Below are 26,968 nucleotides of genomic sequence, written 5' to 3'. Positions count from 1 at the left end.
TGCAGCCGGTTTCTCTTGATTTGCCCGTGAAGTCGGGCGAACGAGATTCCGGTTTTACGGCGAATGTCCGAGCACGGCGCGAACGGCAAGACCGGCGAGCGCGCCGCCGATGACGATCCACGTCGCATTGATCTTTGGCTGCATCGCGACGGGCAAGGCGGCGGCGAGGATCAGCCATGCGGGCAGATCGACGAGCGCGCCGCGGCCGAGGGCGATCGTGGCGGCGACGAGCAGGCCGAGCGAGGCGGCGGCGGCGCCGTCGAGCAGGCCTGCGAGGCGGGGCGCGGCGCGCATCTTCGGCAGGATCGGCGCGCTCGCGCGAACGAACACGAAGCTTGGGAGGAAGATGGCGAGTGTGGCGACGGCTGCGCCGGCGGGGCCTTCGATCAGGTAGCCGATGAATGTCGCGGTGGAGAGCACGGGCCCCGGCGTGAACTGGCCGATCGCGACCGCGTCGAGTAGCTCCGCCTCGGTGAGCCAGCCCCGCTCGGTCACGAGCCCTGCGCGGAGCAGCGCGATCAGCACGTATCCGCTGCCGTAGAGGATGCTTCCGACTTTGAGGAAAAACAGCCCGAGCGGCAGGAGCTTTCCCCCGCCCGCGGCCGCGGAAGCGGCAAGGGGAAAGGCGAGCACGGCGGGCGACGACCCCGCCTTTTTCGTCTCCGCGGCCGGCTTTTCGGGCGGCTTCTTCGAGCCCGGGACGATTGCGCCGAGCGCCGCGCCTCCGAAGAGCACGCCGATCTCGTTCACGCCGAGCACGCTCGCCGCGGCCGCGGCGAGGCCGAGCGAAAGGAAGAAATAATCCTTCTTTCGAGGCAGGACGAGCCGCGCCATGGCCGCGAGCACGATCGAGAGCATCGCGGGCTTCAGGCCATAAAGCAGCCCTTCGAGGGCGGGGAGCGTGCGCAGACGCTCGTAGGCCATTGCGAACCCGGCCGTGATCAGCGCGGCCGGCAGAATGAAGCAGGCTCCGGCAGCCACGAGCCCCGGCGTTCCGGCGCGGCGATAGCCGAGATGAATCGCCATTTCGGTCGAGTTCGGCCCGGGGATCAGGTTCGTCGCGGCGAAGAGATCCAGAAACTCTTCGCGCGTCACCCATTTCCGGCGGACGACGACCTCGGCCTCCATGAGCGCGACGTGCGCGGCGGGGCCGCCGAACGAGGTGAATCCGAGGCGTAAAAACAAGAGCGCCACCTCGCGCAGCCGGCCCGGATCGGCTGCGGCGGGTGGCGCCGGGGGAGGCGTTGCCTCCTCGCTCAGATGTGGACTCCGAAGGTGAGCATGGCGTCGATCTCGCGCTCGGCGACGAGCCAGTCCTCGACGGGATTGGTCTTCCCGAATCCGAGCGTCTCGGCCCGGCGATACGCGGCGAGCGCGATCATCCGGCGGCGTTCTTCGATCGAGATGGGCCTGCGCTCGGAGGCGGCGGGCGCTTTGGAATCCTCGTCGGTCGCGGCCGGCTCTGCTGCGGGCGTGGGCGCGACGGCGACGGGCGGCGGCGCGATCGACTCCGCGATGGCGGCGGCTGCGGCGGTTTTCGCGCCCTTCTTGCCTGCTTCGCTCTTCTTTTGCGCTGCCTTCTTGCCTTTCGTCTTCATCGATCTCTCCTCGGTGGGTTCTTCCGGGCGAGGCGGCTCCTAACGTGGCCGCGGGCGAGGGGGCAAGTTCGTGGCGGCCGGGCGCACCCAGGAGCGGTACGGACGTTGCGATACGTCCGGGCATGAAGCGCCAGGCGTTCATGCGCAGGGTTCTGGTGGGAATGGGCCTCGTGGCCCTCGTGGCCTCCTCCGCGAGCGCGGACGAGCTCACCTATCCAGAGGAGGCGACGGGCGAGGGGACATCGGCGCTCGTGGCGCAGGGGCAGATGTGCCGCGCGCGTTGTTGCAATGGGCATAGGTCCGACCGGTTTTGGCAGGCCCCTATGCTGTGTCGCCTATGGGCCCAGGGTTTCTGCAAGGCCCGCGGGAGCCTGCTGACGGAGGCGCGATTCGGTCTCGTCCGGGTCTGGAACCAGTATTGCCCCGTGCCATGACGTGCGAGAGACGAGGGCGGATCGTCGCCTCGGGCGTGATCCTCTTCCACTCGCCTGCATGGGCGATTCCACCTCTGCCATGAGCCTGAGCATTGGTCTCTTCTTGGGCCCGCCGCGCCGGGGCGCTGCCCCGGGCCCCGCGGGGGCTGTTCGCCCCTCGACCCGAACCAGGGCAAGCCCTGGACCGTTCGTGGAAGAACTGCGCATCGCGCAGTTCTTCCAACAGGCCGGTGGCAAGACCATGAAGGTGCGTTTCACGCTGGCGACGGGCAAGTTGCCTGTTGAATCGTCAGCGCCGCGGTCTTGATGGGCGGGGTCGTCGCTGGTCTTGACCTGGCCTGTTCGATGAACTGCGCATCGCGCAGTTCATCGACCCCGGGTCCAGCGCTTGCGCTGGTCCGGGTCCAGGGGCGGATAGCCCCGGTGGGGCCTGGGGCAAAGCCCCAGCGAAGCGCCTCCCAGACGAGACCAATGCTCAGGCCATGAACGGCTTCACCCGTCCGGCTTCCAGTACCGCTCGGGGCGCTCCAGGATCCCTCGCGTGATCTGGTAATGCCTCGTCTCCTGCAGTGCGACGTGAGGCAATGCGGGGTCGTCGAAGTCGATGATGACGGCGCCTGGGAACGTGAGCAGGATTGGTGAGTGCGTGGCGATGATGAACTGCGCCCGGCCGCGCTCGACGCGATCACGGAGCAGATAGAGCAGCGTGAGCTGGCGTTGCGGTGACAGCGCCGCCTCCGGCTCGTCGATGAGGAAGAGCCCCTCGTGCACGCGCTCTTGGAACACGGTGAGGAACGCCTCGCCGTGGGACCGGAGGTGCAGCGATTTGCCGCCGTAGTGCATGTAGGGATCGCCGAGAAAATCCGGATCGCGTTTTCGTTCCTCGAGGAGCGTCGCGAAGTTCACGAGCGTCTCGGCGCGGAAGAAGAAGCCGTCCCTGGGGCGATGACGGAAGCGCGGGCGCAGCACGCGGGCGAGCTCGGAGCCGCTCTCGTGATAGCTGGCGAGCACGTCGGTGTTCGCTCCGCCGCCCACGTGCAGGCCGCAGAGGTCCGCGATCGCTTCGAGCAGCGTCGATTTCCCGGAGCCGTTCTCGCCCACGAAGAAGGTGACCGGCTGATCGAGCCCGAGGTCGAGGCCGCGGACGAACGGCAAATTGTACGGGAAACGTGGCTCGTCGGGGATACGCTCGGCGACGGCGTACACGCTCCGGAGGTACATCTGGCCTGCGAAGGGCGTCGGTGCAGTTCTCTTCGACGTCATGCCGTTCCCCGGTCACTCTCGCGGTCCATCATGATTTATTCCGGCTCTGCCATGAGCAACGTCACCCTTGCGCGGCACAAGGCGACCGAGATTTGATGAAACCCCTGACTGTACATGGCGACTTCCAGGGGATCCGAAAGCTTCGACAAGCGGCCGGCGGCTGATTGAACCTTCTCATACGCGGTCTCGAATGCGGTGAGCAGCGCTTGTCGAGCCTCCGGCGGTAACTTCAAGTTCTTGCCCTGCGGCCTTCCCAGTGGCGACCCCTCGCGGTACCAGTCCGGGGCGAGGTCTGGATGCGCGTCATAAATGGGTGCCATCACGGTGTCGAACATGTCGGACATCACAGTCCCCAAGAGCAAGGCGCAAGCGTGGAAGGGCTCCTCTGGGCACGCACCCTTCAGCTCGCCGAGGGTCTTGTCGACGACGTAAGAGGACTCGTGGAGCGCCGTTAGAATCTCGTTTGCGATGCTTTTTTCCATTCGGTGTCAGTCTCCCTCCTCAATACAGCTTTACTCCCCAACAATTCTCCGCTTGCAGGCATTGTCTACGACACTTGAAAAATGGGTCCCCGCTCGGCGAGCCCGATGGGATGGCTTCCCTTGTACATTTCTCGATGCACTTCTCGAGCACCTTCTTGCACCGCTCCTTCTCCGCCTCCTCGTCGGTCGCGTCGTCCCTCGTTGCCAGCCCGCTGATGGCGTGTACGGTGACGGCCACGACGATCGTCACCCCGGCAGCGACGAGCACGATCGGCACCAGGTTCACGGCGACGGGAAGGACCAGGACGTTGCCCATCGGGACGCGGGCGTCCGGGGACATCGTGCCGCGGGAGACGGTCGCCGAGGGGCGCAGCGGGGTGACGACCCCAGGCAACGACATGGCCAGGAGCGCTTGCGTCATGCACGACTCGATCTCCCGATCGCCGATCAGCGACTCCCGGATCTTGGCTTCGTGGATCTCGCCGTCCTCCTTCACGGCGACGTCGAACATGATGGCGTAGTGCGTATCCGTCAGGCGCCCCGCGCCCTGCTCGGCGCACTCCGTGAGCCGGGCGACCGTGGACGCCGGGACGCTTGGACCGTCCGAAGAGCGATGGCTCGGCCCCATCCTCGTCCCTTGCGGGCCGCTCGCGCAGCCGAGCGGCGTGAACACGCATCCCAAGCCGAGGGCGAGCCCCAAGGACGCCGTGAACTTCATCGCCATCGCCCCCATGTTTGGCAGTCTAACCGCCCCGCAAGAGCGGCGCGACCCGAGCGCGTGGACGGCGGATCCGTCGCCCAGACGCGATCCTCCTCCACTCTCCGGCTTCGCCGAGCCAGACGAACCCGTCTCTCTCCTGCTCCACGAAAATCACCCAGGAACAACGTCCCTGATCCTCGCCCGCGCGCGGCCCGCGCTCGCCAAGACGAGACGTGATCCTCCCGAGGTCACGGCCTGTTCGCCGGCAGATCACGCGTCTCCTCTTCGCCCGCTCGACGTGCACGGCGCCAAGCGACGCGTGTTTCGGGTCCCTCCACGAAGCGCACGGGGGTAGGCGAGGCGCGTCGGCTCCTTTCGCTTGACGTGGCGGGGCCTGGTCCGGTAGCACACTCGCCATGCGTCAGATTCCGATCACCTATGGTCTGCTTTATTTCCTCGACGAGCTCGAATTCACCGAGTCGGGACTCGCCGCCGACGAGGACGCCGCCGTGCTCGCCCCGCCCTTCGCCGAGGCCATCGGCGAGTGGGAGAGCCTCTTCGCGCAGGAGCGCGCGGCGCGCCGGGGGGTGACCCGGGCCGAGGCGGTGGTCGCGGTCCGCAACGAGCGGCTCGATTCGCTCACGAAGCGCTTCGCCGCCGCCGTGCGCGCATTCGTGCCGGAGCTCCTCGCGAAGTTCTTCGGCGGCGCGGCCCCGGGGCAATTCGTGCGCAAGGGGCTGCGCGACCAATGCGAGAAGACGCGCGAAGTGCTGCTGCCCGAGGCCAAAAAGCTCGGCCCGAATCACGAGCTTTCCCCCTTCGCGACGCCGATCGACACGGTCAGCAAAGCCGCGCTCGAAGCGCTCGAGGTGCGCACCAAGGCCAAAGGGAATCGGCAACTCGTCTCGAACGAGACCGACGAATGGAAGGAGGGCATCAACGCCCTGCGGACGACGACCTACGCGGAGCTGCTCAAGATCGCGACGGCGAAGAAATTGCCGAAGTCGTGGGTCGAGTCCTTCTTCCGGAAGCCCGACGCGGCCAGGGGCGAAGACGTCGATACGGGCGAAGGCGCCGAGGTGGAAGGCGAAGGGCCCTGAGAGGGTGCTGCCGCAGCGGAGCCGCAGCACCCTCTCCCAGGGGGATCAGGCGGGCATCACGGGTTGTACGACACCGTGAACGCCATCGCCTGGATCGTGGCGATGACCTGGGTCGGAGCGCCGACCGGCGCGAGATCGATCGGTTGCTGGAGATGGTAGACCGAGCCCTGCGGAGGGAAAGTCGTCAGGTTGTCGTTGACCAGCGCGGCTGTCTTCGTGTTCCTCAACACGAGGGGGGGGCCACCACCCGGCGGCTTCTCGATGGTGAACGTGAAGTCGTGGAAGATCGTGTTGCGGAACTTGGGCGGCAAAGCGCTGACGAGCTCGAGCAGGCTCAACGGGGTCGTGTCGATGTCGGCCTGGGAGAGGGTGACCCTCCCGAGCACGGGGGAGTCCGCCGACACCTCGTGGCCGATGATCTTCAACTTGACGCCGCCCAATCCGGCACTGAGGTTCTCCTCGACCCGGACCCTGATCCCGCCCTTGAAGTCCAGGGTAACGATGCCGAGGACATTCACCTGCAAGGGGACGCTGACCGCATACATGGTCATGGGGATCTCTAGTCCGATCGGGGGTATCAAACCTTGTAACGACATAATCTCCTCATGGCTCGTGGGATGAGAGGCGTGTCGCCCCGCACTGCAAAGGCGACCCGCCCCGGGTCTACGTCGCCGCGGATAGCCTCGGAAGGCTCCACGACGCTCGCGTGTCTCCCCTTCTAGAGCGCGTCCGGCCCTGGGCGCTATGGGACCAAAGTCCTACACGAGAGCGTGGGCCGGCGTTCACCCATGAACCGCCGGGGATGACGGTGTATCCTTCCGCGCCATGGCCGATCCCTTCCGTGAACGACAGCTCTCTCCCGCCGAGGTGCGCCGCATCCTGCGCCGGGCCTTGGAGCTTGCCGAGCGCGACGCCGAGACGCAGGCCGTCGAGACCTCGATGACCGAGGCCGAGCTCGTGCGCCACGCGGGCGAGCTCGGCATTCCGCGCACGGCCATTCGAGGCGCGGCGGCCGAGCATGCGCCGCCCGAGGAGCCGAAGGCCCAAGGCGGGTGGCTCGGCGCGCCGCTGCGGACGCTGTTCGAGGAGGAACTCGACGGCGAAATCACGTCGGATTCGCACGAGGATCTCGTCGACGTGATTCGCAGCGTGACGGGCGACGCGGGGCAGGTGCAGATCGTGGGAAAAACCCTGACCTGGACGCCCACGGTGAACCCGCAATCGCAGCCGAGGCAATTGACGGTCACGGTGCGGTCGCGCAATGGGAAGACGCTCGTCCGCGTGGAGGAGCGATACACGAATTTCGCCGCGGCCTTGTTCCTGGGCATCGGGCTCGGCTTCGGGCTCGGCGGAGGATTGCCCACCGCGGTGGCCATTGCGACCACCACGAAAGATGGATTCGCCGCGGCGCTGGCCGGGGTCGCCGTCTTGATGTTCGCGTTCCTGATCCCGCGGCTTTTGTTCCCCTGGCTCGTGCGGCGGCGGTCGAGGAAGCACCGCGAGCTCCTGTCGCGCCTCTCGGGCGTGGCGCACGCGGCGTCGCCGGGCGCGCGGGCCGTGGAGGAAGCGGCCGCGCCGCGGAAGCGGAAGCGGAAGCGGATCGCGGAAGCGAGCGCGGAAGCGGAGGCCGAAGCGGGCGCGGAAGCGGAAGCGGAGGCGGAGGCGGAAGCGGAAGCAAACGCGGGGCGCGGGGCGCGGGCGCGCCGCTGACCTCCCCTCGACCTCCCTCGTCCGGTCTGTTCAGTGGTCCTCGGCTGATCCGTCGTCCAGGACACGAACCAGGGCTCCGCCTGCCGGTTTCGGTCTTCACCGGACAAGTTCACCCGTGATCGGACAGCCTATGTCCGTCACGGGCGCCCGGTTCGTGTCATCTTTCTTGGCCCGCGTTCAGGTACCTGGTAGGGTGTTCAGTATGCACCGCGCCGCTGCCACGGTCCTCGCCCCGGACGCCGACGCCCGCCACAAGGAGCTCTTCCAGAGCGCCCTCGTCCGCCCCGCGATCGAAGGCCTTTCCGGTCGCGCCAAGGCCCTGCCCCTCGGCCTCCGCACCGTCGACGCGTCCTTGCCCGAGGGAGGCCTGCCGCGAGGTGCCATCGTCGAGCTGACGGCGCCCCAGGGCCTCGCCCGCTCGACGACGCTCGCCTTGTCCCTCTGCGCCTCCGCGCAAGCCGAGGCCCGCCTCCGCGGCGAGAGCGACACGCGCGGCGCGTGGTGCGCCTGGCTCGACCCCACACAAACTCTCTTCGCGCCCGCCCTCGGCCGCGCCGGCGTTGATCCCGACCGGCTGCTCGTCGTCCGGCCGAACCTCGACGACCTCGCCCGCGTCGCCGTCCGCGTCGCCGGTTGCCACGCCTTCTCCGTGGTCGTGGTCGACACGGCCGGCGTGCCCGGCTGCCGCGGCGAGGCCCGGCTCGACCGGTGGGTCACGATCGTCCGCCGGCTCGCCCTCGCCGTCGAGGGCAGCGACACGACCGTCCTCTTGCTCACGGACGCGGCCGCCTCCCGCGCGATGCCGCTGCCGGCCGCGATGCGCATCGAGCTCGAGCGGCTCGGCGAGGATCGGCTCGGCTTGCGGGTCGCCAAGGACAGGCGCGGTCGCGTGACGGGAGCGCAGTCGATCGAGCTTGGAAAGAGCGCATGATGGGCGCATGAGGATCGGGTGATGGGCCGGCGAATCGTGGCGGTGGTCTTGCCCCAGCTCGGCTGCGAGCTCGTGCGGCAACGCGCCGTTCCAACGCTTGGGGCTTCGGATCGCCTTCGGCGCCCTTCGCCCCAAACCCCCGAGGAGAGCCACGCAGACGGCCCACTCGCCGTGCTGTTTTCCCGGGGCAAACCGGACGGGGGAGGGGAGGCCGAGGACCGGGCCACGGCCACGCTCGACCTCGTCGACGAGGCCGCCTTTCGGTACGGGATCCGCCCCGGCCAGCGCGTGGCCGAAGCACAAGCGACGCTCGCCGAGCTCACGATCCAGAACGTCTCGTTCGTGGAGGTCGACGCGGCACTCGGTCGTGTGGCGGAAGTTTGTCTGGGTCTCGGGACGACGGCCGCGATCCGCCTCGCCCCCGAGCACCCCGACGAAGACAAACGCCGCGGCCCGGCGGGCGACGCGCCCTTCGACACGGTCTTCCTCGACGTCACGGGCGCGGCGCACCTCGTAGGCGGCGAGGAAGCTCTGCTCGACGAGCTCTGCGAGCGGATCCACGCGCTCGGTCACAAGGTCCAGGCCGCGATCGCCGACGGCCCGCGTATCGCCCGCGCCCTTGCCCGGTTCGCCGCGAGCCCGGTTCTCGCCAGCGGATCGGCCCTCGTGGTGCGAAAAGCCCCGCATCCGACGGTCGTCGCCAAGCCCGGCGCGCGTGTCCTCGGCCCGCTGCCGCTCACGGCGTTGCCGCTCGATGGCGACACGGCGGCCTTTTTCGGCCGGCTCGGCATCTTCACGGTCGAGGCCCTGACGAAACTCCCGCGCGGCGAGCTCACGCCGAGGCTCGGCCTGCGCGCCGCCGAGGTGCTCGATCTCGCCTCCGGCCGCGACGATCTCCCGCTCGTCCCGTACGCGCCCCCGCGCACGATCGTCGAGGAGACGAGTTTTGACGACCCGATCGGAAGCGTCGAGCCGATCCTCTTCGTCCTCCGCGGCATGACCTCGCGCTTCGCGGCCCGCCTCGGCGCCCGCGGCGAGGCTTGCCTCTCGCTCGTGATCACGATCCCGCTCGATCGATCCATCGCGAACCTGCGGGATCCAGGCAAGGAGCCGGTCCTCTCGCTCTCGATCGAGCTGCCCTCGCCGCTCTCCGACGCGAACGACCTCCACCGCGCGCTCCGGGCCAAGCTCGAACGCGCCGAGCTCTTCGCGCCGGCCGTCGGCGTTCACCTCGAAGTCTCGCAGATCGTCGAGGCGCGGCGCATCCAGATCGATCTCTCGCGCGACAAGGCCGTTCGTCCGGACGCCCTGCCGGCCCTGCTCGCCGAGCTCTCCGCCGAGATCGGCCAGGATCGCGTGGGCTTGCTCGAAGCGACGCACGCCCACAAGCCCGAGGCGCGCTCGAAGCTCGTCCCCGTCCGGGATCTCGACCAGAAGCGCGCGCCCGCCCAGGCGGGCGACCTCGAAGCCGCCGAGGATCGCGACGTACCGCTCCCCACGCGGCTCTTCCCGACGCCTGTCCCGATCGGCCGCATCACGAAGGGCGCGGTCGTCGCCGTGGACAACCGCCTCTACGCCATCGAGTCCTTGCGGTTCGTGATGCGGCTCGACGGGGTCGAGTGGTGGACGAGCTCTTCGGCCTCGCGGGATTACGGGGTCGCCTGGCTCGTCCCGGGCGCCACGAGCGGGAAGGGCCCGGCGGGGCCCAAGGCCGAGGGGGCGTCGCGGGCGGCCGGCCTCGCGTGGGTCTTCGTGGACCGGACGACCGGGGAAGGGTACCTCCAGGGCTGGTGCGAATGAACCGACGAAGGCCGGCCCTCTCCGTCGTCTCCGGTGGCTCGCCCGAGCCTCCGCCCGAAGGGCCCGCGGAAAAACCCGCGTTCGCCGAGCTCTGCGCGCGCTCGGCGTTCTCGTTCCTCGAAGGCGCCTCGCAGCCCGAGGAGATGGTGCGGCGGGCGCACGAGCTCGGTTTGTCCGCGATTGCCATTGCGGATCGGGACGGCCTCTACGGTTCGGCGCGGGCGCACGCGGAGGCGAAGAAGCTCGAACAGCCGTACATCGTCGGGTCCGAGCTGACCGTGGAGAGGGACGGCGTCCGGTGCGGCAGCGTCGTCCTCCTGGCCCAGGATCACGAGGGCTATTCGAACCTCTGCCGCCTGCTCACCCTCGCCCACGCGACCCACGAGAAGGGCACGGCGGGCATCACGGTCGAGGAGGTCGCACAGGCGCACCGCGGCCTCTTCGCCCTCGTCCCGCTCGCGACCCCTGCGCTCGCGACCGACGCGCTCCTCGGGCCGCTCCGCGACGCCTTCGCCGAGCGCGCTTTCCTCGCCGCCTGGCGGCACCTCGACCGCGGCGACGCGGCCCGCCTCGAAGCCGCCACGAAGGCCTCCGCCCGCTACGACCTCGCCGTCCTCGCCACCGCGCGCCCGCTCTTCCACCACGGCGGCCGCAAGCCCCTCGCCGACGTCCTCACCTGCATCCGCCACAAGACCACGCTCGATCAGGCCGGCGCCCTGCTCGCCCCGAACGCCGAGGCCACCCTGCGCGGCGCCGCCTCGATGCTGAACCTGTTCCGCGACGAACCCGCCTGGGTCGCGCGCACCGTCGAGGTCGCCGAGAGCTGCCGCTTCTCGCTCGCCGAGATCCGCTACCACTTCCCGAGCGAGGGCCTCTGTTTGCCCGGCGAAACCCCGGACGACGCGCTCCGCCGCCTCACCTACGCGGGCTGCAAGGACCGCTACCCCGAGGGCACGCCGCCGAGGGTCGCGGCGCAGATCGAGAAGGAGCTCGATCTCATCAAGCTGCTCGACGTCGCCGCGTACTTCCTGAGCGTCCACCAGATCGTCGCGATCGCCCGGGAAAAGCGCATCCTCTGCCAGGGCCGCGGCAGCGCGGCGAACAGCGCGGTCTGCTTCGTCCTCGGCGTTACGGCCGTCGATCCGGCGCGATCGAGCCTGCTTTTCGAGCGTTTCCTCTCGCCCGAGCGGCGCGAGCCTCCGGACATCGACGTCGACTTCGAGCACGAGCGCCGCGAGGAGGTCATCCAGGCCATCTACGAGATGTACGGCCGCGACCGCTCCGCCATGGTCTCCGAGGTCATCTGCTACCGCGGCAAGAGCTCGCTCCGCGAGGTCGGCAAGGTCTTCGGTTTGACCACGGATCAGCTCGATCGGCTGAGCGGGCTCGCGCTCTACCACGAGGCCGACACGAGCGAGAAGAAGCTCGCCGAGCTCGGCTTCGATCCGAACGACGCGCGCCTCCGGCAGGTGATTTTCCTGGCGAACGCGCTTGAAGGCATGCCGCGGCACCTGTCGATCCACGTGGGCGGCTTCGTGCTCTCGGCCGCGCCGCTCCACCACGTCGCCCCGATCGAACCCGCGCGTATGCCCGGCCGATCCGTCATCCCCTGGGACAAGGACGACCTCGACGAGCTCGGCTTCTTCAAGGTCGACATCCTCGCCCTCGGCATGCTCACCGCGATCCGCAAGACGCTCGCGATGATCCACGAGCGCGCGCGCCCGGACGAACCCTTCGACCCGATCGACGCGCTCGCCCGCATCCCGGCCGAGGACCCGGCCGTCTACCAGGCGATCCAGCGCGCCGACACCGTGGGCGTCTTCCAGATCGAGAGCCGCGCGCAGATGTCGATGCTGCCGCGCCTCAAGCCGAAGGTGTTTTACGACCTCGTGATCGAGGTCGCGCTCGTGCGTCCGGGCCCGATCCAGGGCGGCATGGTGCACCCGTACCTGCGCCGCCGCACCGGGCAGGAGGCGCCGATCTCGCCGCACCCTTGCCTCGACGAGATCCTCTCGCGCACGCTCGGCGTCCCGCTCTTCCAGGAGCAGGTCATGCAGATCGCGATGGTCGGCGCGGGCTACACGCCCGGCGAGGCCGATCAGCTGAGGCGCGACATGGCCGCGTGGAAGAAGCACGGCCGCCTCGCGCGGCACCGCGAGCGGCTCCTGCGCGGCTTCTCCGAAAAGGGCATTTCCGCGCGCTTCGCCGAGCAGCTCTACCAGCAGATCCACGGCTTCGGCGAGTACGGTTTTCCCGAGTCCCACGCGGCGAGTTTTGCCCTGCTCGTCTACGCCTCCGCGTGGATCAAGGTGCACCACCAGGCCGCGTTCACCTGCGCGATCCTGAACTCCCAGCCGATGGGGTTTTACAGCCCGTCCTCCCTCGTCCAGGACGCGCAGCGGCACGGCGTCATCGTGCGGCCCGTGTGTGTCGTGTCGAGCGGCTGGGATCACTTCCTCGAAGACGCCGGCGTGATCCGGCTCGGGATGCGTCTCGTAAAAGGGTTCGGCTGGAGCGGGGCCGAAGGCGTGCTCCGGGCGCGCGCGGAGGCGCCGTTCACGGGCGTCGCGGACCTCGTGCGGCGCGCGGGCCTGCAGAAGAACGAGGTCGAGGCCCTCGCGGAAGCGGGCGCGCTCGAAGCGCTCGTCCCGAGCCGGCGCGAGGCGCTCTGGCGGGCCCGCGCGCCGCGGCTGCCGGACGGGCTCTTCGCGAAGGTCCCGCTCGAAGAAGAGAAGGACGTGGGCCTGCCGAAGATGCGCCCCGCCGAGCAGCTCGTGCTCGACTACGGGCGGGTGGGTTTGTCCCTGCACGACCACCCCTTGCGGCACTTGCGCCCGCGGCTCGAACAGGAGGGCACGGTGACGGCGGCCTCGATCAAGGAGCGGCGCACCGGCGAGTCCGTGCGTGTCGCGGGCCTCGTGGTGGGCCGACAGCGCCCGGCCACGGCGAGCGGCGTCACGTTCGTCACGCTCGAAGACGAGACCGGTGTGATCAACGTCATCGTGCGCAAGGACCTGTTCGAGGCGAGTTACGCGGCCGCGCGGTACGCGAAGATCATGGCCGTTCGAGGTCGGGTCGAGCGGCAGGGGGAGGTCGTTCACCTCCTCGCCGAGGCCCTCGATCGCCTCGATGCGCCCGGCAAACGCGGCGTTCCCACGCGATCACGCGACTTTCACTGAGGCGCGCGCCAGGAATCGTTTGTCCTCCAATCGACCGTTTCACGCGCCTCCCCGGTCGCTTTTTGCTCGCCAGACCGGCCGCGACACGGCAAAGATCGCGGCTGATGTTCGGCCTCGAACGACCCCTGGCCCGCGGCCTGCTCGCCGCGGCCCTGCTCGCCGCGTGCAGCAGCGGGTCGTCCACGACCACCGAGGCCGCGCCTTCCGCGAACGGATCGCCTGATCCGCCGCCGCTCGGCTCGTTCATCGCGCCGAGCCCCACGCAGCCCCCGCAGCCCAAGTCGCCGCAGCCGAACCCGCTCGGCCTGCCGCCGCGCAAGATCAAGCTCGACCCGGGGCGCCGCGTCTTCACCTTCTCCGAGCCCATGCTGGCGAACGCGCGCATCGGCTCGACGCTCGTGCTCTACGCGGCCACGGCGGTCGGCTTCGACGGCGACGACCTCGTCATCGAGGGCCAGTCCGGCGGCCCGTCGTACAAGGTCCACCCGGGCTACGTGATCCCGGTGCCGGACAACGTGAAGCCGAGGCTCAACGACGTCGTGCTGACCGAGTGGAACGGCGTGATGAAGCACGCCATCGTGCGGCGGTACGTGAAGGATCGGATCGCGGTCCGCTACACGGACATGGAGGCGCGCGCGCCCGAGGGGCTTTTGAAGGGGGTGCGCTGGGTCAAGCAGGTCGACGGGCTCCAGCCCGGCAACTATGCGGCGCACCGGCAGGAGGGCGAGTACCGGCACGTGCTGCTCGTTTCGCCGTTCGAGGCGGGCGGGGTGAAGCGCTGGTTCTGCCTGGGATTCGGCGGCGCGGCGCTCATCGCCGACGAGGCCGATTTGCAGCCGATCCCGATCAAATGGAAAGGCAAGCCCGGCGCCGTTGTATGGGCCGAGTGGGCGGGCACGATGCGCCGCGCCGTCGTGCAGAGCGAGAGCGAGCCCGGTATCTTCACCGTGAAGTTCGAGCGAGCGGGCAAGCCAGAGGTCGTGGGTTATGGCCTCATCATGGACCCACTCTGAGCTGCCATACCGCGTATCATTTTGCGCAGTTTGCAGGCCTGGAATTGCTTCCTGTGTGGTGTTAGGAAGCCTGATCCATGCAGCTCCGAGAAGCCATTCGCGCCGCGCGTCAGTGGATTCCTTTCACCGCTCGCACCGTCGGGTATGGGACGATCTCGCTCACGCTCGGCCCGGTCACGAACGATCACCGCGCCAGCACCTGGGCAATGAAGCGCTGGTGCAAGGCGAGCGCGCGGGGGCTGCACATCGACGTCGACGCCACGGGGCTCGAGAACGTGCCCACCGACGGCGCGTACGTCTATGCCTCGAATCACCAGAGCCTGCTCGACATCCTCGTGCTCGGCGCGGTTCTGCCGGGGGACTACAAGTGGGCCGCGAAGCGCGAGCTCATGAACATTCCTTTCCTCGGCTGGCACCTCAAGCTCGCGGGGCACGTCCCGGTCGAGCGTGGAGGCGGGCCGCGTGTCGCCGCCGAGGTCATCAAGCGCTTCCAGGAGGTCCTCGGGCGCGGAAAACCCCTGCTCATCTTCCCCGAGGGCACGCGCAGCGAGGACGGCATCCTCAAGGACTTCAAGATGGGCGGCTTTTACGCTGCCGTGCGCGCCGGCGTCCCCGTCGTGCCCGTCGCGCTGGAGGGTGCGGGCAACCTCATGCAGAAGGGCGCCATCGACACGGGCGACGGCTCCATGCGCCTCGTGCGCGTGCGCGTGGGCAAGCCGATCCACCCCATCACCACGGGCAAGGAGTCGGCGCGCGTCGTCGACCTGCGCGACCGCACGCATGCCGCCGTCGCCGAGATGCTCATCTCCCTCGGCGGTCGCGTCGCCGACGCTTCGTCCCAGCCGAACGAGAGCTCGACCGCAGCCTCGTCGGCCGAGTCCTGACGCTCGCTCCCTCTTGACCCCGACGTGGGGCCCGATACCCTCGAAAGATTCCTCGTTACTTTCCAGGGTGGAGGGACTCATGGCTTTCAAGCTTTCGCGCTTAGGTGTTCGGCCATTGGCGGTGGCAGCGGTCCTCGGCTTCCTCGTAGGCTGCGGGGGGCAGAGCGAGGGAGGAGGGATCGTGCCGAGCAGCTCGGGCGAGCAACCCGACTTGCCCATCCCCGATCCTCCGGACGAGCCCCCGGTCGACTACCCCGACGTCCCCGTTTGCAATGCGGACATCTCCATCGCCGCGGACAGCCGCGCGCTCATGGTGCGGGATCCGGCCGTGCTCGCGCGCTTCAGCCTCGACCGCGTCCTGAATCAGATCATCACGCTCGCGGTCGTACAGACCACGCCCGAGGACCTCGTGAAGCGCCTCTTCGACGCGCAGAACCCCGCGGCCGAGGGGGTTTTTTCGGACAACCCGCATTGCGACGATCCGGACAACGCCGCGTTCAAGAACGGCGCGGCCCTCTTCTGCCCGCGCGCCGAGGGGGCGCTCGCGTCGAGTCCGGGCCTCTTCGAGGCGGGCCACCCCGACTCCTTCGAGCCCGTGGCGATCATCAACCGCTTCGACCTCACGCCCACGTCCGGATCGAACTGCGGCGAGCACCGCATCGTCTACGCGAAGACCTCAGGCCGCACGGACCCGGCGAACCGTGTCTTTTTGATCTTCGAGGCGGCGCTGCCGAACCCGTCGGGCTTCGACGTCATCACGGCCTGTCGTCCCGTGGCCGAGGCGTGGGGGAGCCTCGCGACCGAGACGGACGTCGAGACGGTCGCCGACAAACTCGAAGAGCTCTTCTTCACGGGCGTGCAGGGCTTCCTGCCCGTCGTTCACCCCAACAATTATGGCGCCATCTCCAACGAGAACGATGCTTACGGCTCCTCGCACGGTCAGGTGCGCGTGAGCCAGCAGATGCAGGTGCCCTGGGAGATGCGCGAGTATCACCTGAAGCGCCTGCCGGACGGGTCGACGGCGTTCAAGCTCACGTTCCAGCCCGTCACCGTCAAGAACAACCCCCTGCCGGAGCTCTTCGATCGGGCGAACGAGTCGGAGACCGCCGTGAGCTTCCGGAGCGAGTTCGTCGATCTGAGCCTCTGGGAGCTCGCGCAGAAGGAGCTCCCCAGGGTCCGCATGCAGACCGGCAAGCATTTCAACATGGGCGAGAGCGTCGTCTCCGGAGAGGCCTCCGTCGATTACGCGTCGCGCGCGATCGGCGTCGCAGGCTCCGATTTCGCGACCGAGATCCAGGATGCAATCGCGTACCACGGCCTGGGCAAGGATTGCCCCCCGGGTGATCCGCTCACGCCCGAGGCGGTCCTGCACCGCGCGACCTCGCTCACGTGCGCCGGTTGCCACGCGCCGCAGCGTTTCCTCGGCCCGGAAAGGTCGCTCGGCTGCGGGCTCACGTTCCCGTCCACGCTCGGCGAGGTGCACATCGACGAAAACGGCACGCTCTCGGAGGCGCTCACGGACGTGTTTTTGCCGCGGCGCGCGGAGGTCCTCTCGACGTACCTACAGGCGTGCGACGTCGGGGCCATCATGAACAACCTGGAGCCCGGCAACAGCGCCATTCCGAAGTGAAGGGGTAGGCCTGGGGCCGCCGCGCCGGGGCGCCGCCCCGGGCCCCGCGGGGGCTGTTCGCCCCTCGACCCGAACCAGGGCAAGCCCTGGACCATTTGGGGAAGAACTGCGCGATGCGCAGTTCTTCCCACAGGCACGGCGTTGCCGGTCGAAATGGCAGCGCGGCTGTCTTGCTTTGGCAGGGTCGTTCTTGGTCTTGACTCAGCCTGTTCGATGAACTGCGCAACGCGCAGTTCATCGACCCCGGGTCCAGCGCTTGCGCTGGTCCAGGTCCAGGGGCGGATAGCCCCGGTGGGGTCTGGGGCAACGCCCCAGCGCGGCGCCTCCGGGGGAAGTGAGGCTCAATTCGAGCCGCACGGCCCGACGTTCCCTGCTCCGAAATAATACTTCGTGATTCCCTCGCCGCACGGGCACTTCACCGCGCCCATCTCCGCGACGAGACAAGCGACCACCTCGTCGTTCGGCTCCTCCATTCCGAGCGCCTCGACGCATCCGTCGGGGCCCATCTGCACCTCGAGCCAACCGTTCGTCTTGCAGCCTGAGGCCTCCTGGCATGCCTTCGCCATCGCGGGGACCCAGTCCTCGAAGGCGCACGGAAAATCGTTCGAGCCGACGCATTTGCCCGTGGGGCGATCCGCGCAGAGGGGGTAGGCGTCGCTGCCGAGGCCGCTGTCGAGCTCGGGGATGCCGCCGGCGTCGAAGTCGGGGGGACGGTCGAGGATCGAGCTATCCGGTTCGTCACGGATGTCGGCGTGCCGGATGCAGGCGAGCGGCGTGGCGAGGGCGCCGAGGCCGGCGGCGATGAGTGCGACGAGGGTGAGGTGTTGCGATTTCACGGCACGCGCTCCTGCTCTTTGGCTGTGAGCGTCCGGAACCAGACGATACGATGGGGCGATTGCGTGACCACCGTGTCCGGCTCGATGCGGATGAGCTCGCGGATCGGGAGATCGTGGTCCTTGGCGAGCTCGCGCGCCTCCTCGTAGGTCTCGGGTCGGACGTCGTGGACCGTCATGAACAGGAGCCGCGCATCCTCGAATTGCAGGCGATCGAGGATGCGGACGAGCGTGAGCTCTCCCGGTTCATAGTACCCCTCCACGGCCACGAAGGCGCCGGGCGTGTCGATGTGGGCCTCGGGCGGGGTCAATGCGTCCGACGCGCAACCGGCCACGAGGGCGGCGCTCGCCCACCCGAGACAGAGGTTCCGGAGCAACACTTGCAACAATCCGAGCCTCCCTTCAGAAGCCGAGTGTAATCCCTGCGCTCGGCGCGAGCACGAACGCGCCGAACGGGAACACGGCATGCGCCGCGATCTCCAGGAAGGCCGCCCGGCGGCTCTCCCACGCGAATGCGAGGCCCGTCCCGGCGCCGACGAAGCCGTCGCCTGCGCGTTTCCAGACCGTGACCTCTTGCTCCAGGTCATTGCCGCCCTGGTACGGCGGAGCGAGCGGGTTTTCCCGGACGACCGTGCTTCCCTTCATGTCGACCATCGCGTATCCGCCGGTGAGGAACGCATACGGCCGGAACCCCGAGCGGGCGAAGAGATCGTCGCCGAACCAGTGCGTCGCGCGGGCGGCGACGGAGAACGGCACGAACGCCGTGCCGTCGCGTGGCGTCGGTCCCTCGCCGAAGAAGGCCCAGCCGAGCCGCAGGCCGAGCGTCGTGTCGTAATGGATCAGCCGCTCGTAGCCGAGGACGATCCGCGTCGGCCCGAGGCCCCCGGAGAGCTTTGCGTTCGTCTGGACCGGCGTGCCCGTGTATTGCGCGTCGTCCGCGCGGAAACAGGCGTACCCCTCGTTTTCCTGCGAATACAGGCTGCATGCGCCCGCCGTGGCAAAGGCGGCCACGTCTTGCTGCACGCCGAGGGTGACCCAGTTCTTGCGTCGATCGACCCGCTCGCAGAACCCGCGCCAGCTGCACGTCGTGCCGCCCTCGCAATCGGCGTCCGACTGGCAGGCGATCTCCACGACGCGCTCGCTCGGGCAGCCGAGCAGGCCCGCGGGGCAATCGGCCGGATCGGGGCATTTCGCGCCGCTGCTCTGGCCGGGCCCCAGCACCGTGTCGTGCTTGATGGTCACGAGGTACGGCCGCGCGCGGGATGCGCCTGTCGCGATCACGCGGCCCTCGGCGTCGTGGACGCGGATGTAGTAGCGGAGATCCCCGGTGACGGTGCTGATCTCGAGGCACGGGATCGCGCCCTCGTATTTCGCGCCGTTTCGCCTGAGCTCGAGCGCCGTCCAGTCCGGATCCCCCCAGAGCCGGTAATGCACGAGCACGCGGCGGGCGCGGAGCGCGATGTCGAGGGGGAGCTCGATCGAAATGGGAACGGCGCGGAGAATGCCTTGCTCGGCCGTTCGCTCCAGCGTCGGGTTGTGCAGCACCTCGGGGCCCATCGTGGCCCGGTCCTCGGCCGGCTCCTCGGCCCGGCCCGGGCCCGAGACCGAGGCGACAGCGAGCGCGGCGATCGCGAACATCCCCTTCGCGCCGCTCATTTCGCGCCTCCCTTCGCGGGCTTGGCCTCGTCCTTCGCCGCCGGCTTCTTTTCGAGGATCCGGAACTCGACGCGCCGGTTCTTGCTGCGGCCCTCCTCCGTCGTATTGTCCGCGATCGGCTTGTCCGAGCCGTATCCCTTTGGCACGAGCCGCGCGCGAGTGATGCCACGCCGGACGAGCCATTCGACCACGCTCTCGGCGCGGTCTTGCCCGAGCTTGCGGTTCACGTCGGGCGTGCCCGTGTCGTCCGTGTGGCCTTGCACCTCGACCCGCGTGACCTCCGGATGATCCGTGAGCACCCGCGCGACCTCGCCGAGCACGCCGTCGCTCTCCGGACGCAGCACGGCCGTGCCCGTCTCGAATTGCACCTGCTGCGAGATCACGATTTCCTGCTCGGCGAGCGACGCGACGGGCGGAGGCTCCGGCTCCTTCGGCTTCGGACAACCATTGCCCTCGGGCGGCTTCGGACCGGGCTCCGTGGGGCAGGTGTCTTTCTTGTCGGGCACGCCGTCCGCGTCCGTGTCTTTCGGGCAGCCGTGCGTCTTGCGCACGAACGTGGCCTCGCCCGCGGCGCGTGGGCATGCGTCGTTCTCGTCGGGAATGGCGTCGCCGTCGTAATCGGGCGGAGGCTCGGGACAGCCGTGCAGCAGCGGATCCCCCGATTCCACGCCGACGAGATCGAGACAAGCGTCGCTCTTGTCCGGAATGCCGTCCTCGTCCCGATCCGGCGGGGGTTTGGCCTTCTCCGGCGCATACCCGAACAGCGCGAGCACCCGCACGTCCGCGCTCCCCGCGCCATGCCCGAGGCCGGGTCCCATGGCGAGCCCGACTTCGAGCGGTCCGCCGGTGATGCGGTAGTGCCCCGTGACGAGCGCATGTGCGACGGTCGCGCGGGGATCGAAGAGGCGCGCGCCGCCGAGGAACGGCAGCTCGGCCGAGAGCTCGCCGCCGAGGGTGAGCGTGCGCGCGCCATCCACGAAAAACCCGCCCGCGAGGCCGAACGTGAGGGAGGTGGCGACACGCGTCGGCAAGACGCCCGGCAATGCGACGGCCGGGCGGGTGCGCAGGCCGCCGGAAAACGCGCCGTGGAGCCGCTTGCCCGTGGCCTCCGCGACGAGGGCGAAGCGCCCGCGAACGGCGCCGTCGCCGGCGTATCCGTCGGTGGCCGTCGGGAGCCAGAGGGACGCGGAGAGGCCGAGGGCGGCGCCCTGTCCGGCTTCGTCGAGGCCGCCTGCGAGGCGGACGCGGGCGCCGATTCGTATGTCCCCAAATGATGCCCCGACGCCGGCACGGGGGAAGGCGTCGCCCGAGGGCGGGGTGCTCCCAGCCTGGGTGATGGAGAAGGGGATGTCGAGGGAGACGGTGGCCCGATAGAAGAGCGAGAGGGACGCGAGGGCGTGGAAGTAGGTTTGATCTGAAATGATGGGGTCGAGCTCGTCGTGATCGTTGCGGAGGACCAGCGGGCGGCGTGCGTAATCGAGGACGAGGCGCGCCGAGGGGAGGAGGTGGCCGCGGACGTCGGCGTGCTCGACGAGGAAGGCGCGATCGCCGGCCGGGGCGGGTTCGACGGCGAGGGAAGGGGTCTCGTCGGCGGCGGCGAGGCGCGGTGAGGCGACGAACGCGAGGGCCGGGAAGAGGAACGGCAGGAAGCGCGGCCCGGGCGTCACGGCCCGGGACGGTAGGCGGGGGTGGGGGAGGGGGTCAAGGGGCAGCTTTGTGACGTGTAGGGTTGGGGCCCCTGTTTGCGTTCTCGTGGGCATGCGAGTCTCCACCCTCCTTTCCGCATCCCTCCTCATCACAACCGCGCTTCTCGGCGCCTGCAGTTCCTCCGGGACCGGGAGCCCCCCCGCGACCGGAGCCGAGAGCACGAACACCTGTGCCGAGCGCTCGAATCGAGCCATTCAAGCGGTTCAGGCCGTCGTCGAAGCCAACCGCGCCTGCACGACCGACACGGACTGTACGCTCGTGGGCATCGCCGGCGCCTGCTTCGATGCGTGCTCGTCGGCGGTGAGCGTCACCGGGGTCGATGCCGTCAAGGCAGCCATCGCAGAGGCCGAAAGCCGCGAGTGTCCAGCATTTGCGGCCGCAGAGTGCCGCCATATCGTGCCCCCGTGTGTCCCGCCGTTGCCTCCCGTATGCCACGCAGGGAAGTGCCAGTAGCTGACAAATTTCTGGCGCTTTACCGCCGCTGGGCATCCGCCCCACACCCGGACATCCTTTTCGCCGGCCTGGCAAAACAGGCCCATGCGCTTTCCCCGTGATGTCTGCCGCCATCCGAGCGAATCGCGAGGGCGCTTCCTTCTTGACAGACTTCGATCGGATTGGTCTACCCGAGGACGGGATCCCTATGCCGTCGGTGCCCGCTCGTCGCGTGGGGGGCACGAGCAACCACGGCCACGATTGCAGGGGTTCGGTCAAGGATGCCATGCGTTCGAGTCTTCCCAACTACGTCCTGTCGGATATCCTTCACGAGACCGAGACCACCATCATCCATCGGGGGCACAGAATTTCGGATCACGCCCCGGTCGCGGTGAAGCTCCTCAAGCACGAGCACCCGACCCCGCGGGACATCACGAAGCTCCGGCACGAGTACGCCATCCTGAAGCGCCTGCACATCCCGGGCATCCTCACGGCCTACGCCCTGGAGCGGCTCAGCAACGGCCTCGCGCTCGTCATGGAAGATCGTGGCGGCCAGCCGCTCGACAGGATCCTCGAAGAGCAGCGGCTCGACGTCGGCACCACGCTCCACATCGCCTCCGCGCTCGCGGGAATCCTGGATTCCCTGCACCGCGCCCACGTGATCCACAAGGACATCAAACCTTCCAATCTCCTCTACAATCCCCGAACGCGCGAGGTCATGCTCATCGATTTCGGCATCGCCGCGCGCATCTCGCAGGAGATGCAGCGCGCTGCGACCCCGGAGCTCATCGAGGGCACGCACGCGTACATGTCGCCCGAGCAGACCGGGCGCATGAATCGGCAGATCGACCACCGCACGGATTTTTATTCGCTCGGCGTCACCCTCTACGAGATGCTCACCGGCGTTCTGCCTTTCCGCTCGAACGACGCGATGGAGCTCTTGCACAGCCATATCGCGCGGCAGGCCACGCCCCCGCACGAGCTCGCGCCGGAGATCCCGAGGGCCATCTCGGACATCACCATGAAGCTCATGGCCAAGGCCGCGGAGGACCGTTATCAGCAGGCCTATGGGCTGAAGGCGGATCTCGACGAGTGCCTGCGGCAATGGGAGGCGAACGGGTGGATCGGGCCCATGGCGCTCGGCCGACTCGACCTCGGCGGCGAGCTACGCGTGCCCCAGAAGCTTTATGGCAGGGAGGACGACGAGCGGGCGCTCCTCGCCGCGTGGGATCGCGCGCGGGAAGGCAAAGCCGAGGGGCTGCTCGTCGCCGGTTATGCGGGCGTGGGCAAATCGGTCCTCGTGGGCGAGATGCACAAGGCCATCGCGCGCCGCCCCGGAGCGTATTTCGTCGCGGGCAAGTTCGACAAGCTCAATCGGAGCGTGCCTTATGCCCCCTTCGTCCACGCCTTCCGGGAGCTCATCCGGCGCATCTTGACCGAGCCCACCGAGGCCCTCGCGCGCTGGCAGAGCAAGCTCCGGAGGGCCCTCGGGCCCAATGGCCAGCTCATCGCCGACCTCATTCCCGAGCTCTCGCTCCTGCTCGGGCCGCAGCCGAGCCTCCCGGAGCTCGCGCCGGCAGAAGCCCAGAACCGGTTCGCCCTCGTCTTCGAGAGTTTTGCGCGCGCGTTCACCGCCGAAGAGCACCCGCTCTGCATCTTCCTCGACGATCTGCAATGGGCCGATCCCGCGTCGCTCAGGCTTCTCCGGATCCTCCTCTCCGGCCCGCAGAGCCGCTATCTGCTCGTGATCGGCGCCTATCGCGACAACGAGGTCGAGCCCGGGCACCCGCTCCTTTTGGCCCTGGACGAGCTCCGCAAGGAGGGCGTCGCGCTCCGGTCGATCACGCTCCAGCCGCTCTCGCCCCGGGCCGTCGGGGAAATGATTGGCGACATGCTCGGGTGCGACGCCGAGGCGTGCGCGCCCTTCGCGGAACTCGTCTTCGCGAAGACCCACGGAAACCCGTTTTTCATCCATCAGCTCCTGCGCGACCTCCACAAGCAAGACCTGATCGCGTTCGACGCGCGCGCTCGCGCCTGGGTATGGGACCTCGAGCGGATCCAGCGGGCGAACATCACGGACAACGTCGTCGATTTCATGATGCACAAGCTGCGGGAGCTCAGGCCCGCCACGCAGCGCGCCTTGAAGCTCGCCGCGTGCGTCGGGCACAAGTTCACCCTGCGCACGCTCGCGACGCTCAGTGAGCAATCGATGACCGAGGCCGTCGCGGCCCTCTGGGAGGCGCTCGAGGAGGGCCTCGTCCTGCAAATCGACGAAGGCGAGCGGTTCCTCGACGCCGCCGATATCTCGGCGACCGAGTCCTTCGACGTCTCCTACAGGTTCCTCCACGATCGCGTGCAGCACGCGGCCTACGCGCTTCTGGAGGACGGCCGCGAGCGGGAGACGCACCTCCGCATCGGCCGGCTCCTGCTCGCGGGCCGCGCCGCGAATGCGGTCGGCGAGGAGCTCTTCGATATCGCGAATCACCTCAACATCGGCGCCGAGCTGATCACCGATCCGGCCGAACGATGGACGCTCGCCCGATTGAACCTCGCGGCCGGGCGAAGGGCCAAAGCGGCGGCCGCTCATCAGACCGCGGCCGGTTATCTCGGGGCAGGGGTCGCGCTCCTCGCCGCGTCGAGCTGGGATGAGGACCATGATCTCGCGTTCTGGCTCCACGTGGAGCAAGCCGAATGCGAGGCCATCAACGGTCGCATGGACGTGTCGGATGCGCTCTTCGAAGTGCTCCTCGCCCGCGCCCGGACGAAGCTCGAGCTCGCGCACGTCGATTGCCTGCGCATGAACCTTTGCACCACGGCCGGCCGGCTGCCCGAGGCCATCCAGGCCGGGCTCCGAGGCCTCGCGCTCTTCGGGGTCGAAATCCCCGAAGGCGAGGAGGCGCGAAAAGCGCTGCTTGCCCGGGGAATGGCGGAGGTAGACGCGATCAGGGGCGAGCGACGCATCGAGGATCTCGTGGACGCCCCGGAGATGACCGATCCGGAACGCAGGGCGGTCCAGAAGCTTTTGATCTTCCTCACCTCACCGGCCTACTACGAGGGGCCGACGTTCATTGCCCTCGTCGCGCTGAAGCAGGTCGAGATCTCCCTTCGATACGGCCATTCGGACGGATCCGCCTATGGCTACGTCCTTTATGGCTTCATCCTGGCCGGGGGGATGGACCGGTACGCGGAGGCCCATCGTTATGGCCGGCTCGCGCTCGCCTTGCAGGAGAAGTTCGGCAGCGCCGAGCTCACGGCCAAGGTGAACATGGTGTTCGGCGTGTTCCTGCATTTCTCGCGGCCGGTCCGGGAGGCCATCGAGTATTACAGGCGCGCCTACGAGTCCGACCTCGTCTCGGGCGATTTCGTGTACACGTCGCACGCCTGCTTCTACACGATGATCGTCCGGCTGAGCCTCGGCGAGGATCTTTCCGTGGTGCGCGAGGAGCTCGACCGGTTCCTCGCGCTCACGCAGCGGACCAAGGAAGCGATGGCCATCGGCTTCCTGACGATCGCGAAGCACACGCTCGCGGCCCTCACGGGGCGCACGGAGAGTCGCACTTCCCTTGCCAGCGAATCGTTCGACGAAGCCGCCTTCGTCGCCGCGCAGGAGGCGGCCGGGGCGTACTTCATCACGTGCTGGTATTACACGGTGAAGGCCCAGCTCTTTTATCTGCACGGCGATCCTCGTGCCGCGCTCGAAATGGCCAAACGCGCGGAGGAGAGGCTCGGCAGCAGCGCGGGCCAATACTTCGCGACCGAGCTCGCGTTCTACCTCTGCATGGCGAGTCATGCGCTCTCTCTGGGCGCCTCGCCCGAAGAGCGGGCGCAGTACGCGGCGGCGGCCGCGCCTCATCAGGAAAAGCTCGCGCGGCTCGCGGAGAGCTCTCCCGAGAACTTCCGGCCGAAGCTCCTGCTCGTGCGCGCCGAAGAAGCCCGCGCTGCGGGGCGGGACGCCGAGGCGATCGATCTCTGCGACGCGGCCATCGAGGCCGCCCGCGAGAATGGCTTTACCTCGCTGGAAGCCCTCGCGAACGAGCTCTGCGCGCGGCTTTACCTTGCCAAGGGCAAAACCCGGGTCGCGCACATCTACATGTCCGACGCGCATTACGCCTATCTGCGCTGGGGCGCCACGGCGAAGGCAGACGACATCGCCGATCGATATGCGCACCTGCTCCCCCCGGCCGCGGCGCTGCCCGTGACGAACGTCGCCACCAAGACCGCCGCGAACCTTCGGTCCTTCACGACGACGACCACGACGAGGGCCCTCGCCGCCGAGCTCTTCGAGGCCGCGGCCGTCGTCCGGTCGGCCCAGGCCATTGCAGCGGAGCTCGTACTCGACAAGGTGGTCGAGCAGGTCTTGAAGCTCGTCATCGAGATTGGCGGCGCGCAACGGGCGGTGCTGCTCCTCGGGCGCGACACGCAGCTCGTGATCGCGGCCTCGATCACGGTCGAGCCGGACCGGGTGGAGCTCGGCCTTTCGACGCCGCTCGAAGAGAGCACGGGCCTGCCTCGGACCATCGTGCAATACGTCGCGAGGACGAAAGAGCCCATCGTGCTCGGCGACGCAGGCGCGGAGAGCCGATTCTCGGCGGACCCCTACATCGCGGAAACAAAACCAAAATCGGTCCTCTGCCTGGGGATGGTGCAGAAGGGCGAGCTCGGGGGGATCCTCTACATGGAAAACAACTGTGTGAAGGAGGCCTTCACGCCGCGCCAGACGGAGCACTGCACGCTCCTCGCGTCGCAGGCGGCCATCGCCGTGGCAAATGCGCTCCTCTATCAGCAGCTCCAGGGGCTGACCGCCGAGCTCAAGCGCTCGAACGAGGCGCTGGAGAGCGAGGTCGAGCGGCGCACCGCGGAGCTCTACGACGCGAACGAGCGTCTCTCGAACGAGCTCTCCGAGCGGGCGCGAGGCGAAGAGGAGCGCGCCCGATTGCAGGAGGAGATCATCCGCGCGCAGAGCGCCCGCCTCTTGGAGCTGTCCACGCCCATGATCCCGATCACGGACCGAATCATGGTCATGCCGCTCATCGGCGCGATCGACGAGCAGCGGGCCGAGCAGGTGCTCACAACGGCACTCGAAGGCGCGCAGACGTATCGGGCCGAGGTCGTGATCATCGACATCACGGGCGTGAAGGTGATGGACACGGCCGTCGCCAGCACGCTGCTCCGCACGGCAGGGGCGCTCAAATTGCTCGGCGCCGAGGCAATGCTGACGGGGCTCAGCCGCGAGGTGGCGCAGACGCTCATCTGTCTGGGCCTCGACCTCGGGAGCATCGTCACGATGGGCACGCTCCGCAGCGGCATCGCACGCGCGCTCAAGCTCCGCGGGGCGGCGTCGCTCCGAGCACAGGGATAAGTCTCATCTGGGAGGCGCTGCGCTGGGGCGTTGCCCCAGGCCCCACCAGGGGCTATCCGCCCCTGGACCCGGACCAGCGCAAGCGCTGGACCCAGGGTCGATGAACTGCGCAATGCGCAGTTCATCGAACAGGCCAGGTCAAGACCAGCGACGACCCTGCCAACCAAGACCGCCGTGACTGGCAACGTTGTCCCTGGTCTTGCCACCGGCCGTTGGAATAACTGCGCATCGCGCAGTTCTTCCACCCCGAGTCCAGG

At 68.6% G+C, this 26,968-nt stretch carries 21 protein-coding genes; 10 read left to right on the top strand and 11 right to left on the bottom strand.

The annotated features are described in order from the left end of the window. Positions 1-54: 54 nt before the first annotated feature. Complete coding sequence (gene chrA, locus KEG57_RS35490) at positions 55-1,194, bottom strand: chromate efflux transporter (protein ID WP_308215657.1); 1,140 nt, start codon at positions 1,192-1,194, stop codon at positions 55-57. A gap of 62 nt (positions 1,195-1,256) precedes the next feature. Next, positions 1,257-1,598 carry a DUF2934 domain-containing protein gene (locus tag KEG57_RS35485; RefSeq protein WP_272426677.1) on the bottom strand — a complete coding sequence of 114 codons (342 nt, stop codon included), beginning with the start codon at positions 1,596-1,598 and terminating at the stop codon, positions 1,257-1,259. Between the two features lie 122 nt (positions 1,599-1,720). Between KEG57_RS35485 and KEG57_RS35480 the strand changes: the two genes are divergently transcribed. Then, positions 1,721-2,032 (top strand): hypothetical protein, encoded by a 312-nt coding sequence (locus KEG57_RS35480; RefSeq protein WP_272426678.1) that lies wholly within the window; start codon positions 1,721-1,723, stop codon positions 2,030-2,032. Positions 2,033-2,524: 492 nt separating this feature from the next. Here KEG57_RS35480 and KEG57_RS35475 read toward each other — a convergent pair whose 3' ends face one another. The 3 genes from KEG57_RS35475 to KEG57_RS35465 are packed head-to-tail and all read right to left on the bottom strand — an operon-like array spanning position 2,525 to position 4,510. Beyond that, the gene (locus KEG57_RS35475) at positions 2,525-3,295 is read right to left on the bottom strand and encodes an AAA family ATPase (RefSeq protein ID WP_272428259.1); all 771 of its coding nucleotides are present in this window, start codon (positions 3,293-3,295) and stop codon (positions 2,525-2,527) included. 35 nt (positions 3,296-3,330) lie between these two features. Beyond that, the gene (locus KEG57_RS35470) at positions 3,331-3,777 is read right to left on the bottom strand and encodes a hypothetical protein (RefSeq protein WP_272428258.1); all 447 of its coding nucleotides are present in this window, start codon (positions 3,775-3,777) and stop codon (positions 3,331-3,333) included. A 19-nt stretch (positions 3,778-3,796) separates the two neighbouring features. Further along, complete coding sequence (locus KEG57_RS35465) at positions 3,797-4,510, bottom strand: hypothetical protein (protein WP_272428257.1); 714 nt, start codon at positions 4,508-4,510, stop codon at positions 3,797-3,799. A 383-nt stretch (positions 4,511-4,893) separates the two neighbouring features. On the opposite strand from KEG57_RS35465, the gene KEG57_RS35460 reads away from it, so the two are divergent. Beyond that, positions 4,894-5,577, top strand: a complete 684-nt coding sequence (locus tag KEG57_RS35460) for a hypothetical protein (RefSeq protein ID WP_272428256.1) — start codon at positions 4,894-4,896, stop codon at positions 5,575-5,577. A gap of 56 nt (positions 5,578-5,633) precedes the next feature. Here KEG57_RS35460 and KEG57_RS35455 read toward each other — a convergent pair whose 3' ends face one another. Further along, positions 5,634-6,128 (bottom strand): hypothetical protein, encoded by a 495-nt coding sequence (locus tag KEG57_RS35455; protein WP_272428255.1) that lies wholly within the window; start codon positions 6,126-6,128, stop codon positions 5,634-5,636. A 274-nt stretch (positions 6,129-6,402) separates the two neighbouring features. On the opposite strand from KEG57_RS35455, the gene KEG57_RS35450 reads away from it, so the two are divergent. The 7 genes from KEG57_RS35450 (at position 6,403) to KEG57_RS35420 (ending at position 16,724) form a co-directional block, all read left to right on the top strand. Further along, positions 6,403-7,287, top strand: a complete 885-nt coding sequence (locus KEG57_RS35450) for a hypothetical protein (protein WP_272428254.1) — start codon at positions 6,403-6,405, stop codon at positions 7,285-7,287. Between the two features lie 202 nt (positions 7,288-7,489). Continuing rightward, positions 7,490-8,218: an ImuA family protein gene (locus KEG57_RS35445; RefSeq protein WP_272459259.1), complete on the top strand. Its 729-nt coding sequence runs from the start codon at positions 7,490-7,492 to the stop codon at positions 8,216-8,218. A 21-nt stretch (positions 8,219-8,239) separates the two neighbouring features. Further along, complete coding sequence (locus KEG57_RS35440) at positions 8,240-10,018, top strand: DNA polymerase Y family protein (RefSeq protein ID WP_272459258.1); 1,779 nt, start codon at positions 8,240-8,242, stop codon at positions 10,016-10,018. Next, positions 10,015-13,197 carry an error-prone DNA polymerase gene (locus KEG57_RS35435; protein WP_272459257.1) on the top strand — a complete coding sequence of 1,061 codons (3,183 nt, stop codon included), beginning with the start codon at positions 10,015-10,017 and terminating at the stop codon, positions 13,195-13,197. The genes KEG57_RS35440 and KEG57_RS35435 overlap by 4 nt, the downstream gene beginning before the upstream one ends. A 104-nt stretch (positions 13,198-13,301) precedes the next feature. Beyond that, a complete protein-coding gene (locus KEG57_RS35430) occupies positions 13,302-14,210 on the top strand; it encodes a hypothetical protein (protein ID WP_272428250.1) in 909 nt (302 codons plus the stop codon). Between the two features lie 77 nt (positions 14,211-14,287). Next, entirely contained in the window at positions 14,288-15,094 is an 807-nt protein-coding gene (locus KEG57_RS35425) for a lysophospholipid acyltransferase family protein (RefSeq protein ID WP_272428249.1), read from the top strand. A gap of 181 nt (positions 15,095-15,275) precedes the next feature. Next, positions 15,276-16,724 (top strand): hypothetical protein, encoded by a 1,449-nt coding sequence (locus KEG57_RS35420; RefSeq protein ID WP_272428248.1) that lies wholly within the window; start codon positions 15,276-15,278, stop codon positions 16,722-16,724. A 341-nt stretch (positions 16,725-17,065) separates the two neighbouring features. Here KEG57_RS35420 and KEG57_RS35415 read toward each other — a convergent pair whose 3' ends face one another. The 5 genes from KEG57_RS35415 to KEG57_RS35395 all read right to left on the bottom strand — a co-directional run bounded on the left by KEG57_RS35415 (position 17,066) and on the right by KEG57_RS35395 (position 21,249). Then, the gene (locus KEG57_RS35415) at positions 17,066-17,560 is read right to left on the bottom strand and encodes a hypothetical protein (protein ID WP_272428247.1); all 495 of its coding nucleotides are present in this window, start codon (positions 17,558-17,560) and stop codon (positions 17,066-17,068) included. After that, a complete protein-coding gene (locus KEG57_RS35410) occupies positions 17,557-17,946 on the bottom strand; it encodes a hypothetical protein (protein ID WP_272428246.1) in 390 nt (129 codons plus the stop codon). Before KEG57_RS35410 ends, KEG57_RS35415 begins: the two co-directional genes overlap by 4 nt. A 13-nt stretch (positions 17,947-17,959) precedes the next feature. After that, entirely contained in the window at positions 17,960-19,213 is a 1,254-nt protein-coding gene (locus KEG57_RS35405; protein ID WP_272428245.1) for a hypothetical protein, read from the bottom strand. Then, positions 19,210-20,880, bottom strand: a complete 1,671-nt coding sequence (locus KEG57_RS55800) for an OmpA family protein (RefSeq protein ID WP_272428244.1) — start codon at positions 20,878-20,880, stop codon at positions 19,210-19,212. Before KEG57_RS55800 ends, KEG57_RS35405 begins: the two co-directional genes overlap by 4 nt. Positions 20,881-21,123: 243 nt before the next feature. Continuing rightward, positions 21,124-21,249 carry a hypothetical protein gene (locus KEG57_RS35395; protein WP_272428243.1) on the bottom strand — a complete coding sequence of 42 codons (126 nt, stop codon included), beginning with the start codon at positions 21,247-21,249 and terminating at the stop codon, positions 21,124-21,126. A gap of 389 nt (positions 21,250-21,638) precedes the next feature. On the opposite strand from KEG57_RS35395, the gene KEG57_RS35390 reads away from it, so the two are divergent. Continuing rightward, complete coding sequence (locus tag KEG57_RS35390; protein WP_272428242.1) at positions 21,639-26,711, top strand: AAA family ATPase; 5,073 nt, start codon at positions 21,639-21,641, stop codon at positions 26,709-26,711. The last annotated feature ends 257 nt before the right edge of the window (positions 26,712-26,968 follow it).

The organism is Polyangium jinanense (genome assembly GCF_028435365.1).
Note: the sequence above shows the minus strand (reverse complement) of the source record. Positions and strands in the feature narration are given on the sequence as shown.